Origin of the sequence: Streptomyces sp. NPDC052114 (assembly GCF_040680155.1) — a bacterium.
Lineage (GTDB): Bacteria > Actinomycetota > Actinomycetes > Streptomycetales > Streptomycetaceae > Streptomyces.
This window is the reverse complement of sequence record NZ_JBFAWC010000008.1, coordinates 281,286-293,780: the sequence shown is the minus strand read 5'-3', so window position 1 is coordinate 293,780 and position 12,495 is coordinate 281,286. Positions and strand designations below refer to the sequence as shown.

Sequence of the window (12,495 nt, the reverse complement as noted above, 5' to 3'; positions counted from 1 at the left end):
GACGAGCAAACCGGACACCACGGACGTATCGTCGACCGTGAGTCCCCCTCCCCCGCCCGCAAGGAGTTCTCCGCATGGGCATCTTCGATAGGTTCAAGGACCAGGCCCAGGACAAGGCCAAGGACATCTCGAACGCGGCAGAAGAAGAGATCAACGAGAAGACCGGCGACAAGTACGCCGACAAGGTCGACAAGGCGCAGCAGCAGATGCACGACCGGCTGGGCCTCGGCGAGGACAAGCCGGAGGGCGAGCAGCCGTCCTGATCCCGGATCACCGCCGGACGATTGCCCCAGGGGCATTACCCCTGGGGTAATCGACCGTTCTCCTCACCCCCGGCAGGATCGTGGCATCGCGGGGAAACACCCCGCGGACCCCGCCCACCGGGCCCCCGAGGAGACCGAGATGACCGCCGACGCCCCCACCACCGACATCGCAGCGACCACCCGCGCGACCGTCCAGGAATTCCTCACGGCCCGCATGGCCGGGGACGCCGGGCGGATGGTGGAGCTCTTCGCCGACGAGGTCGACTGGCTGCTGGCCGAGAACCCCGTCGTGCCGTGGATCCGCCCCCGCTCCACCGGCGCCGAATGCGCCGCCCAGTCGGCCGAGTTGGCGGCCCACACCGTCCCCGAGGAGGCCCGCGCCTCCCTCGACACGTTCCTCGTCGACGGCGCGGACGCCGTCCTGATGGGCCACCTCTCGGGCCGGGTGCGCGCCACGGGCAAGACCTTCGAGGGCCCCTTCGCGCTGCGGCTCACGGTGGAGAACGGCCGCATCACCAAGCACCACCTCTACGAGAACAGCCTCTCGATCGCCGAGGCGTGCACGCCGGACGTCTCCTGAGGGCACGCCACCGGAACCTGCCGGACCCCTCCTGAGGGCACGCCACCGAACCCCGCCGGACCCCTCCTGAAGGCACGTCACCCAACCCAGCCGGACGGTCCCGCTTGACCCTGCCCCTGGCGTCAGGGTCCGACCCTCTCCCCATGAGTCCTCAGGAGAACACCACCCGAGTCGTCCTCGTCACCGGCGCCGGCACCGGCATCGGGCGCGCCACCGCCCACGCCTTCGCCGCCCAGGGCGCGCACGTCGTCGCCGTGGGGCGGCGTCCCGGACCCCTGGCACGGACGGCGGCCGGGCACGAGGGGTCGATCACCCCGCTCGCCGCCGACATCACCGCCGACGGCGCCCCCGAGCACATCGTCCGTACCGTCCTCGACACCCACGGCCGCCTGGACGTCCTGGTCAACAACGCGGCCGTGGTCCGCACCGCGCGCCTTGGCACCTACACCCGCGAGATCGTCGGCCTCCAGCTCGCCACCAACCTCGTCGCCCCCGTACTGCTCACCCAGGCCGCGCTCGACGCGCTCGCCGAGAGCCGGGGCGTCGTCGTGAACGTCTCGACGTCGGTCGGCCAGCGCGGCTGGCCGGGCAACTCGCTCTACCCGGCGACCAAGTCCGCGCTCGAACTCCTCACCCGCAGCTGGGCCGTCGACCTCGCGCCGCGCGGCATCCGGGTCGCCGCCGTCGCGCCGGGCGCCGTGGACACCCCGATCGCCGAGCACTCCGGCTTCACGTCCGAGGAGAAGGAAGCGGTCCGCGCGTGGCAGATCGCGCACACCCCGATGGGCCGGGTCGGCCGGCCCGAGGAGGTCGCCTGGGCGATCACCGGACTCGCCTCGCCTGGTGCCTCCTTCATCACCGGTGTCATCCTGCCGGTGGACGGCGGAGCGGTCGTCGCGTGACGGCGAGGGGGACGGCCGTGACGCCGTTGAGGGGCCACGGGGAGGCGGCACGCGTGCGGATCGGACAGCTGGCGGAGGCGACGGGCACGACACCGCGCGCCCTGCGGCACTACGAGGAGGCCGGACTCGTCGAGTCCGCGCGCACGCCCAACGGCTACCGGGTGTACGACGCCGGGCGTGCCGTCGTCCGCGTCCGCAACATCCGCTTCCTGCTCGACGCGGGCCTCACCCTCGACGACGTCCGCGTGTTCCTGCCCTGCCTGGACGGCGACGTCGCGGCCACCACGCCGACCGGCGCGGGCCTGCGGGTCGTCCTCGACCGCCTCGCGGTGATCGACCGCCGCATCGCGGCCCAGACCGAGGTCCGCGACCGCCTCGCGACGGCCCTGCGCGAGGCGACGGGCGACCGGATCCGTCCGGTGGCGTGACCGGGCCGCGGCCGTCCGCGACCCGGTCGAGGACGGCCTACGAACCCAGGATCGACGTCAGGAACTCCCCGACCCAGCCCAGGAGTTCGCGGCCGACCAGCGGCTTGCCGCCCACCTTCGCGGTCTTCGGGCGCGGGACCAGGACCTGGTTCGCGGACGGCTTGATGACCGTTCCCGGGTAGAGGCGCTTGAGGCGGAGTTCCTGGGACTCGCGCAGGTCCACCGGGGCGAAGCGGATGTTGTTGCCCTGGAGGACGATCTCGCCGACGCCGCACGCGCGGGCCAGCATGCGCAGCCCCGCGACCAGGAGGAGGTTCTCCACCGGCTCCGGCAACTTGCCGTAGCGGTCGGTGAGTTCCTCGCGTACCGCCTTGATGTCCTCCTCCGTGTTCGCGGAGGCGATCGCGCGGTAGGCCTGGAGGCGCAGGCGCTCGCCGGGGGCGTAGTCGTGCGGGACGTGCGCGTCGACCGGGAGCTCGATCTTGACCTCCAGCGGCGGCTCCTCCTCCACGCCGCCCTCCAGGGAGGCGCGGTAGTCGGCGACCGCCTCGCCCACCATGCGGACGTAGAGGTCGAAGCCGACGCCCGCGATGTGGCCCGACTGCTCGCCGCCCAGGAGGTTGCCCGCGCCGCGGATCTCCAGGTCCTTCATCGCCACGTACATGCCCGCGCCCATCTCCGTGTGCTGGGCGATCGTGGCGAGGCGCTCGTGGGCCGTCTCCGTGAGGGGCTTCTCCGGCGGGTAGAGGAAGTAGGCGTAGCCGCGCTCGCGTCCTCGGCCCACGCGGCCGCGCAGCTGGTGGAGCTGGGAGAGGCCGAAGTTGTCGCCGCGCTCCACGATCAGCGTGTTGGCGTTCGAGATGTCGATGCCGGACTCGACGATCGTCGTGGAGACCAGGACGTCGAACTTCTTCTCCCAGAAGTCCACGACCACCTGTTCCAGGGCCTGTTCGGACATCTGCCCGTGGGCCGTGGCGATGCGCGCCTCGGGGACGATGTCCCTGAGCCTCGCCGCCGCGCGGTCGATCGACTCGACGCGGTTGTGGATGTAGAAGACCTGGCCCTCGCGCAGCAGCTCACGGCGGATGGCCGCGCCGATCTGCTTCTCCTCGTACGGACCGACGAAGGTCAGGACCGGGTGGCGCTCCTCGGGGGGCGTGGTGATCGTGGACATCTCGCGGATGCCCGTGACCGCCATTTCGAGCGTACGGGGGATCGGCGTCGCCGACATCGTCAGGACGTCGACGTTCGCGCGGAGCTTCTTCAGCTGCTCCTTGTGCTCCACGCCGAACCGCTGCTCCTCGTCGACGATGACCAGGCCCAGGTCCTTGAACTTCGTCTCGGAGGAGAAGAGGCGGTGCGTGCCGATGACGATGTCGACCGAGCCGTCCTTCAGGCCCTCCAGCGTCGCCTTGGACTCGGTGTCCGTCTGGAAGCGGCTCAACGCCCGCACGTTGACCGGGAACTGGGAGTACCGGTCGGTGAACGTCCCGAAGTGCTGCTGCACGAGCAGCGTCGTGGGGACGAGGACCGCCACCTGCTTGCCGTCCTGCACCGCCTTGAAGGCCGCGCGGACCGCGATCTCCGTCTTGCCGTAGCCCACGTCGCCGCAGATCAGACGGTCCATCGGGACCGTCTTCTCCATGTCCTCCTTGACCTCGGCGATCGTGGTCAGCTGGTCGGGCGTCTCCGCGTACGGGAACGCGTCCTCCAGCTCGCGCTGCCAGGGCGTGTCGGGGGCGAAGCTGTGGCCCGGCGCCGCCATGCGGGCCGAGTACAGCTTGATGAGGTCGGCGGCGATCTCCTTGACCGCCTTCTTCGCCCGCGCCTTCGTCTTCGTCCAGTCGGCGCCGCCGAGCCGGTGCAGCGTCGGGGCCTCACCGCCCACGTACTTGGTGATCTGCTCCAGCTGGTCCGTGGGGATGTAGAGCCGGTCGCCGGGCTGGCCGCGCTTGGCGGGCGCGTACTCCACGACCAGGTACTCGCGCGTCGCGCCCTGGACCGTGCGCTGCACCATCTCGATGTAGCGGCCCACGCCGTGCTGCTCGTGGACGATGTAGTCGCCGGACTCCAGGGTCAGCGGGTCGATCGTCTTGCGGCGGCGGGCCGGCATCCGCTGGCCGTCCTTGCCGGCCGCCTTCTGGCCGGAGAGGTCGGTCTCGGTGAGCACGGCGAGCTTCAGCCCGGGGTCGACGAAGCCGAAGTCGATCGAGCCGCAGGAGACGTGCACCACCGACGGCGTCAGCCCGGTGAGGTCCGCGTCGAGGCGGGCCGCGATGCCCTCGCCGCCGAGCACCTCGACGGTGCGGGCCGCCGGGCCGTGCCCCTCGGTCACATAGACCGTGCGCCAGCCCTCCGCGAGCCAGCCCTTGGTGTCGGCGAGCGCCTTCGCGGTGTCGCCCCGGTACGTCTCCGGGGCGTGCATGCCGAGCTTGAGGGTGTCGTCGGACAGGTCCTCGTCCGCCGCGAACGGCGAGACCGACCACCACATCATGCCGAGGTCGCGCGCGTGGTCGCGGACGTCCGCGATGCCCCACAGCGAGGCCGCGCCCACGTCGATCGGCGCCTCGCCGCCGCCGGCCGTCGCCGCCCAGCTGGCCTGGAGGAACTCCTGCGACGTCGCCACCAGGTCGGCCGCGCGCGTGCGCACCCGCTCCGGGTCGCAGACCACCGCCATGGAGCCCTTCGGCATGACGTCGAGCAGCAGCTCCATGTCGTCGACCAGGACCGGCGCGAGGGACTCCATGCCCTCGACCGCGATGCCCTCGGCGATCTTCCCCAGCAGCTCGCCCAGTTCCGGGTGGAGCTCGGCGAGGGCCGCGGCCCGCTCGCGCACGTCGTCGGTGAGCAGCAGCTCACGGCAGGGCGGCGCCCACAGGCCGTGCTCGGCGATCTCCAGGGAGCGCTGGTCGGCGACCTTGAAGTAGCGGATCTCCTCGACGTCGTCGCCCCAGAACTCCACGCGGAGCGGGTGCTCCTCGGTGGGCGGGAAGACGTCGAGGATGCCGCCGCGCACGGCGAACTCGCCGCGCTTCTCGACCAGTTCGACCCGGGAGTACGCGGCTGCCGCGAGGGCCTCGACCGTCTCGTTCAGATCGGCGGAGTGCCCCGTGCGCAGCGCCACCGGCTCCAGGTCGCCGAGCCCCTTGACCTGCGGCTGGAGCACCGAGCGGATGGGCGCGACGAGCACGGAGACCGGGCCCGTCTCCGGGTCGTCCGTGCTGGGGTGCGCGAGCCGGCGCAGGACCGCGAGGCGGCGGCCGACCGTGTCCGAGCGGGGCGAGAGGCGCTCGTGCGGCAGCGTCTCCCAGGAGGGGTACTCCACCACGCCCTCCGGCGGCACGATCGTGCGCAGCGCCGCAGCGAGGTCCTCGGCCTCGCGGCCGGTGGCCGTCACCGCGAGGACGGTCCTGCCGGACTCTCGGGCCAGCGCCGCCACGGCGAAGGGCCGGGCCGCGGGCGGGCCGACCAGGTCGACGTGCGTGCGGTGGCCGTCGGTCGCGGCCTTGACCGCTTCGGCGAGTGCGGAGTCCTTGACGACAGCGTCGAGCAGACCGTGCAGGCTCATGGAAGGCTTTCCGTCCAGGTACCGGAGGGATCCGGTGGCAGATGGGCAACGCGAACCGCCCGGCACGTCGCACGGGCCGGGGGTCTCCAGCGTACGACTTGGCGCCGACAGGCGCGGCCCGGTCACCGTCAGGCGCGGTCCGGTCGCGGCGAGCCCTGTGCGCGGGTCCGCGCGCCCCCTGCCGGACAATGTCCCGAAAACGGCTGTCCGCGAGATTCCGAGAAATTCCGCGCCGCCCGGGTAAACCGGACGGGCGTGCCGGGCGTACTGCCCACGAGGAACCGCATCACCTGCACCGTACGCACCGGGAGACCACTTGACCGACGAGGAGTTCGAGGCGTTCTACGCGCACTCCGTGAGACCGCTGGTCGGGCAGGTGTATCTGATGACGGGCGACCTCCACGAGGCGCAGGACGTCGTCCAGGAGGCCTTCGTGCGGGCCTGGGCGCGCCGCGGGCGCCTGGAGCGGGACGCCGGGCCCGAGGCGTGGATCAGGACCGTCGCCTGGCGGCTCGCCGTCAGCCGGTGGCGGCGGCGCGGGCGGGCCGCGGACGCCTGGCGGCGCCGCCAGGGCGGGCTCGCGGGGTCCGTGCCCGCGCCGGATCCCGGCACGGTCGCGCTGGTCGCCGCGTTGCGGCGGCTGCCGGAGCGGCAGCGGCGGGTGGCGGTGCTGCACTACGTCTGCGACCTGTCCGTGCGGCAGGTCGCCGCGGAGACCGGGATCGCGGCCGGGACCGTGAAGTCCCACCTGTCCCGCGCGCGGGCCGCCCTCGCCCCGCACCTCGACGACACGCCGACCCCGGAGGAGCACCGTGACTGAGCCCCGGTCCACCGCCGACGACGACGGGCTCGCCGTCGCGCTGAAGCGGGCCGCCGCGTCGGGCGGCGGGCTCGCCTCGCCCGCCCCGGCGGGCCAGGTGGCCGCGCGGGGCGCGCGGCGCAGGCGGCGGATGTACGCGGTGGGTGCCGCGGCCGCCGTCTGCCTGGTGTCCGGCGCGGCGGCGGTCGTCGCGCTGCGGATGGGTGAGGGGGGTGCGCCGGTCCGGCCGGCGGCGCCGCCCAGTCCCACGTCCTCGGCGTCGCCGCCGGGCGCCTCCGCGCCGGAGGGGGTGCCCTCCCGGACTCCGTCCACGTCTCTTCCGCCGTCGCTCGCGCCGTCCGGTTCGCCGCCGCCGCCGACGGCGACGGGCGCGTCCGTCGCCGCCTCGTTCCCCGGGGGCTGAGTTCTTCCGTGTGCGCCGCCGTCGCACGGGGCTCCGCCCCGGACCCCGCTCCTCAAACGCCGGAGGGGCTGAAAATGACCGCCGCTCCCCCGACCCCGGGAGGCCGAGTTCCTTCGTGCGCGCCACCACCGCACGGGGCTCCGCCCCGGACCCCGCTCCTCAAACGCCGGAGGGGCTGAGAATGACCGCCGCTCCCGAACCTCGGAGGGGCCGGAAATGACCGTTGCTCCCCGAACCCCGGAGAGGCCGGAAACGACCGTCGCTCCCCCAACCCCGGAGAGGCCGGGAATTTCCGCCGCTCCCCCAACCCCGGAGGCGCCGGGAATTGCCGCCGCTCCCCGATCAGAAAGCCACCCCATGTCCGGAGCCCAGTCCGATGCCCCCGTCGTCGAGGGTGACGTCGATGATCCCGTCGGGAGGAGCGCGCCCGAGCCGATAACCCCGCGGGACCAGAAGAGCGCCCCCGACATCCGGGAACGTCTCTGGGACCGCGCCCCCTACCTCCTCACCGCCGCGCTCTTCGTCGCGTACGCCGTCGTCTCCGTCTGCCGGTACCGGCGGATGGAGAGCCGGTCCTGGGACCTCGGGATCTTCGAGCAGGCCGTGCGCGCCTACGCGCACCTCCAGGTGCCGGTGGCCGACCTCAAGGGACCGGGGGCGAACATCCTCGGCGACCACTTCAGCCCCGTCACCGCCCTCCTCGCGCCCGTCTACCGGCTCTTCCCCTCGCCCGTCACGCTGCTCGTCGCGCAGGCGCTGCTCTTCGCCCTCGCCACGATCCCCGTCACCCGCGCCGCGACCCGGCTCCTGGGCCGTGCCTCCGGGCTCGCCGTGGGCGTGGCCCACGGCCTGTCCTGGGGCATCCAGCAGGCCGTCGACTTCGACTTCCACGAGATCTGCTTCGCCGTACCGCTGATCGCCTTCGCGCTGGAGGCGCTGCTGCGGCAGCGGTGGCGGGCCGCCCTGCTGTGGGCGCTGCCGCTCGTCCTCGTCAAGGAGGACCTGGGCGCCACCGTCGCGGCCATCGCCCTCGTCGTGGCGATCCGGTGCCGCCGCACCGACCCGAAGTCCCTGCCCTACGCCCTGGGCGTCGTGGCCTTCGGCGCCGTCGCCACCCTCGTGACGCTGACGCTGGTCATCCCGGCCTTCAACTCGGTCGGGTCCTACGACTACTGGAACAAGGTCGGCGAGGGCGGCGCGACCGCCGGGCTCTTCGACGGGCTCGACACCAAGCTGCGCACCCTCCTGTGGCTGCTGCTGCCCACCACCGGGCTGCTCGCCCTGCGCTCGCCGCTGCTCCTGGTCGCGCTGCCCACCCTCGGCTGGCGCTTCCTCTCCGCCGAGGAGCACTACTGGGGCACGGACTGGCACTACAGCGCCGTCCTGATGCCGGTCGTCGCGCTCGCCCTCGTCGACGCCGTCGACATCCTGCGCCGCAGCGGACGGCCGTGGCTGCGCACGTACGCGGACCGGCTGCCGGCCTGCGCCGCGGCCGCCGCGCTCGCCCTGACGACCTCGCTGCCGCTGGCCGGGCTCACCGAGTCGGCGACGTACGAGAAGAGCCCGCAGGTCGCCGCGCGCGAGCGGCTGCTGGACCGGGTGCCCGACGGCGCCACCGTCGAGGCGAACATCGGGCCGATCAGCAGGCTCACCTCGCGGGCCCGCGTCTTCTGGGTGGGTACGGCCCGCCCGGTCGTCCCCGAGTACTTCGCCCTCGACATCCGCTCGGGGTGGACGAAGGACCCGATCGGCTACGCCAACAAGCTGCATCCGGGCGCCCGTTACGTCCTGGAGGACGACGCCCAGGGCTTCGTCCTGCTGCGCAAGGAGTGAGACAGGGGACGGCCCCGGCGGGTGCGGTGCGCACCCGCCGGGGCCGGCTCCCCCGTTCCCCCGTCCTGGTGGCTATTCGGTGGCGATCGCGTTCAGGACGTTCATCCGCCCGGCCCGGAACGCCGGAACCAGCGCGGCGAACAGGCCCACGAACGCCGACCCGACGAAGACCGCCACGATCGTCGGCCACGGGATCTCCAGGACCTTCAGGCCCTCCAGGGCGAGCAGCTTCTGGGCCGTCGCCCCCCAGCCCATGCCGAGCCCGAGGCCGAGCAGCGCGCCGAAGAGGGCGATGACCACCGACTCCATGCGGATCATGCGGCGCAGCTGGCGGCGCGAGAGGCCGATGGCCCGCATGAGACCGATCTCGCGGGTGCGCTCGACCACCGAGAGGGCCAGCGTGTTCACCACACCGAGGATCGCGACGATGATCGCGAGGCCGAGCAGGCCGTAGACCATGTTGAGCATCTGGCCGACCTGGTCCTTCAGCGTCTGCTTGAAGTCGGTCTGGTCCATGACCTTGTACTGGGGGTACTTCGCCAGGGAGTCCTTGAGGGACGCGTACGCGGCGTCCTCCTGGCCCTTGGCGGCCGTGGCGAACATGATGTCGTCCTGCGGCATCCGGTCGGGCGTCACGTACTCCTTGAGCGTCGCGGTGCTCAGGTACATCGCGCCCGTGTCGATCGCGCCGTCGTCCTTGGTGATCGCCGCGAGCTTCAGCTCGGCCGTCTTCCCGTGGTCGAAGGCGACCTTCAGCTCGTCGCCGACCTTCAGGCCGTGCTTCTCGGCGAACTCGTCGCCGACCGACATGGCGTCCTTGCCGTACGCGGCGCTCAGCGTGCCCGCCGTCGTCTCGCGGCGCAGGTCCTTGGCGTACGTCGGGTCGGCGGCGCTCAGGCCCACGCCGTCCACGGTCTTGCCCGCGGGCGTGGTCAGGTCCGCGTTGATCTGCTTGAGGTGCGTGAGGTGCCCGATGTGCTCGGCCTTCTCCAGGGCCCGCGCGGCCTTGGGGGTGATCGAGATGCCGGGCTGGGTGGGCTGGACGATGAAGTCCGCGCCGACCGAGCGGTCGAGTTCGTCGGTGGCCGAGGCGACCATCGAGGAGCCGACGACGGAGAGGCAGGCGACCAGCGCGAGGCCGATCATCAGGGCCGCGCCGGTGGCGCCGGTGCGGCGCGGGTTGCGCAGGGCGTTGCGCTCGGCCATCCGGCCGACCGGGCCGAACATCCGCAGGAGCACCGCGCTGATCACGCGGACCACGCCGGAGGCGAGCACCGGGCCGATGACGACGAAGCCGACGAGGGTGAGGACCACGCCGCCGCCAAGGAGGAGCGAGCCGTCGGACGCCTTGTCGGCCTGCGAGGCGGTGTAGAGGGCGAAGCCGCCGATGCCGGTGAGGACCAGGCCGATGACGGCGCGCAGCGCGCTCGCCCTGCCGTCGGCCGGGGTGCCCGCGTCGCGCAGCGCGGCCATCGGCGAGACCTTGCCGGCCCGTCGTGCGGGGAGGTAGGCGGCGAGGACGGTGACGACGATGCCGAGGACCATGCCGACCACGGGGGTCGTCCAGCTGACGGTGAGGTCGCCGGTGGACAGCTCCATGCCCATGCCGGACATGAGCTTCATCAGGCCGACGGCGAGGCCCACGCCCGCGCCGACGCCGAGGACCGAGCCGAAGACGCCGAGCAGCAGCGCCTCGACGAGCACGGAGCGGTTGACCTGCTTGCGGCTGGAGCCGATGGCGCGCATCAGGCCGATCTCGCGGGTGCGCTGGGCGACCAGCATCGAGAAGGTGTTGATGATGAGGAAGATGCCGACGAGGAAGGCGATCCCGGCGAAGCCGAGCATCGCGTACTTCATGACGTCGAGGAAGCTCCCGACGTCCTTGCGGTTGTCGTCCGCGGTCTCCTTCTGCGTCTTGACGTCGTAGGACTTCGCGGTGTCGCCGAAGGCCGCGGTGACGTTCGCCTTCAGGGCGGCGTCGCTGACGCCGGTGTCCGCGGTGAGGTTGACCTGCGTGAACCGGCCGGTGGCGCCGAGGAGTTGGCGCTGGGCGGTCGCGGTGTCGAAGTAGAAGATCGCGGCGCCGGGGTTGGTCACCTTGAAGGTGGCGATGCCGGAGATCCGCGCGGTGTGGTCGCCGGCGGCCGTGACGGCGCGCAGCTCGTCGCCGATCTCCAGGCCGTGCTTGTCGGCGGTGTCGGCGTCGACCATCACGTCGGTGGGGCCGCGCGGGGCGTGGCCGGAGGTGATGTCCATCGAACGCAGGTCGTTGCGCGTCCAGTTGCCGGCGATGGTCGGGGCGCCGCTGCTGGGGCCGAGGTTCTTGTTCCTGGAGTCGACGACGGTGACGCTCTCGCTGCTGACGCCGCCCTCGGCGGACTTGACGCCGTCGGCCCCGCGCACCTCGTCGACGACGGAGGCGGGCAGCGACTCGGGCTTGCCGGTGCGCTGGGCGCTGTGGGAGTCGTCGTCGGACTTGGGGGCGACGGTGACGTCGGAGGAGGTGGCCGCGAAGAGCTTGTCGAAGGTGGTGCTCATCGTGTCGGAGAAGACGAGCGTGCCGCAGACGAACGCCACCGACAGGATCACGGCGACCGCGGAGAGCGCCATGCGGCCCTTGTGCGCGAAGAAGTTGCGCATCGAGGTCTTGAGGACGGTCATGACGTACGCCCCCGCGCGTCGAAGGACTTCATGCGGTCGAGGACCTGGTCGGCGGTCGGCTGGTGCATCTCGTCGACGATCCGGCCGTCGGCCAGGTACAGGACACGGTCCGCGTACGAGGCGGCGACCGGGTCGTGCGTGACCATCACGATGGTCTGGCCGAGTTCGGTGACCGAGCGCCGCAGGAATCCCAGCACCTCGGCGCCCGCGCGGGAGTCGAGGTTTCCGGTCGGCTCGTCGCCGAAGATGATCTCGGGGCGCGAGGCGAGTGCGCGGGCGACGGCGACGCGCTGCTGCTGGCCGCCGGAGAGTTCGGTGGGGCGGTGCTTGAGGCGCCCGGCCAGGCCCACGGTCTCCACGACCTGGTCGAGCCAGCCGCGGTCGGGCCTGCGGCCCGCTATGTCCATCGGGAGCGTGATGTTCTCGATGGCGTTGAGGGTGGGGAGCAGGTTGAACGCCTGGAAGATGAAGCCGATCCGGTCCCGGCGCAGCTGGGTGAGCTTCTTGTCCTTGAGGCCGGTGATCTCGGTCTCGTCGAGGAAGATCTGCCCCTCGCTGACCGTGTCGAGGCCCGCGAGGCAGTGCATCAGGGTCGACTTGCCGGAGCCCGAGGGGCCCATGATCGCGGTGAACTGCCCGCGGGCGATGTCCACGTCGATGTGGTCGAGCGCGACGACGCGGGTCTCCCCGCTGCCGTACGCCTTGACGACCTGGCGTGCCCGTGCCGCCACGGCCGTACGCCCGCCAGTGCCCCCGTGCCTGGGTGTGGTAACAGCCGTTGTCACGGTACGTCTCCTATGTCGGTCATGCGATGAGTCGCCGGTGTTCGCCGGGCGGTTCAAGTCTGGTGTCGTGAGGGGGTCCGGCGCGCTGGTGCCCGGCGCAGTCTTCGGCGGGGGAAAACCCCACCCCCGTGGTGTGGTTGTCCGCGCCGGCCCCGTGCCCGGCGCGTAAGAACCATTTAAGGACCGGCCCCGGCCCGTCTCATCCTCCGGCGGGACGAACGCTCCCCTGGCCGCAGTACGGAGGTCCCCCTA

The 12,495-nt window shown here is 72.3% G+C and carries 10 protein-coding genes; 7 read left to right on the top strand and 3 right to left on the bottom strand.

The annotated features are described in order from the left end of the window. The first annotated feature begins 74 nt into the window (after positions 1-74). The 4 genes from AB0L89_RS19910 (at position 75) to AB0L89_RS19895 (ending at position 2,173) form a co-directional block, all read left to right on the top strand. Positions 75-263 carry an antitoxin gene (locus AB0L89_RS19910; RefSeq protein WP_365142493.1) on the top strand — a complete coding sequence of 63 codons (189 nt, stop codon included), beginning with the start codon at positions 75-77 and terminating at the stop codon, positions 261-263. A gap of 139 nt (positions 264-402) precedes the next feature. Beyond that, a complete protein-coding gene (locus AB0L89_RS19905) occupies positions 403-843 on the top strand; it encodes a nuclear transport factor 2 family protein (protein ID WP_365142491.1) in 441 nt (146 codons plus the stop codon). Between the two features lie 143 nt (positions 844-986). Further along, entirely contained in the window at positions 987-1,745 is a 759-nt protein-coding gene (locus AB0L89_RS19900) for an SDR family oxidoreductase (protein WP_365142489.1), read from the top strand. Between the two features lie 53 nt (positions 1,746-1,798). After that, positions 1,799-2,173 carry a MerR family transcriptional regulator gene (locus tag AB0L89_RS19895; RefSeq protein WP_365142487.1) on the top strand — a complete coding sequence of 125 codons (375 nt, stop codon included), beginning with the start codon at positions 1,799-1,801 and terminating at the stop codon, positions 2,171-2,173. A 37-nt stretch (positions 2,174-2,210) separates the two neighbouring features. Here the strand turns inward: AB0L89_RS19895 and mfd are convergent, their stop codons facing one another. Then, positions 2,211-5,741: a transcription-repair coupling factor gene (gene mfd / locus AB0L89_RS19890; RefSeq protein ID WP_365142485.1), complete on the bottom strand. Its 3,531-nt coding sequence runs from the start codon at positions 5,739-5,741 to the stop codon at positions 2,211-2,213. A gap of 316 nt (positions 5,742-6,057) precedes the next feature. Here mfd and AB0L89_RS19885 point away from each other — a divergent pair, with 316 nt between their 5' ends. The 3 genes from AB0L89_RS19885 (at position 6,058) to AB0L89_RS19875 (ending at position 8,797) form a co-directional block, all read left to right on the top strand. Then, positions 6,058-6,561: a SigE family RNA polymerase sigma factor gene (locus tag AB0L89_RS19885; RefSeq protein WP_365142483.1), complete on the top strand. Its 504-nt coding sequence runs from the start codon at positions 6,058-6,060 to the stop codon at positions 6,559-6,561. Then, the gene (locus AB0L89_RS19880) at positions 6,554-6,964 is read left to right on the top strand and encodes a hypothetical protein (protein ID WP_365142481.1); all 411 of its coding nucleotides are present in this window, start codon (positions 6,554-6,556) and stop codon (positions 6,962-6,964) included. Before AB0L89_RS19885 ends, AB0L89_RS19880 begins: the two co-directional genes overlap by 8 nt. A gap of 357 nt (positions 6,965-7,321) precedes the next feature. Beyond that, positions 7,322-8,797, top strand: coding sequence for a DUF2079 domain-containing protein (locus AB0L89_RS19875; protein ID WP_365142479.1), 1,476 nt, complete (start codon positions 7,322-7,324; stop codon positions 8,795-8,797). Between the two features lie 72 nt (positions 8,798-8,869). Here AB0L89_RS19875 and AB0L89_RS19870 read toward each other — a convergent pair whose 3' ends face one another. Beyond that, a complete protein-coding gene (locus AB0L89_RS19870) occupies positions 8,870-11,458 on the bottom strand; it encodes an FtsX-like permease family protein (RefSeq protein ID WP_365142477.1) in 2,589 nt (862 codons plus the stop codon). Next, positions 11,455-12,243, bottom strand: a complete 789-nt coding sequence (locus AB0L89_RS19865; protein ID WP_365142475.1) for an ABC transporter ATP-binding protein — start codon at positions 12,241-12,243, stop codon at positions 11,455-11,457. Before AB0L89_RS19865 ends, AB0L89_RS19870 begins: the two co-directional genes overlap by 4 nt. Positions 12,244-12,495: the final 252 nt, after the last annotated feature.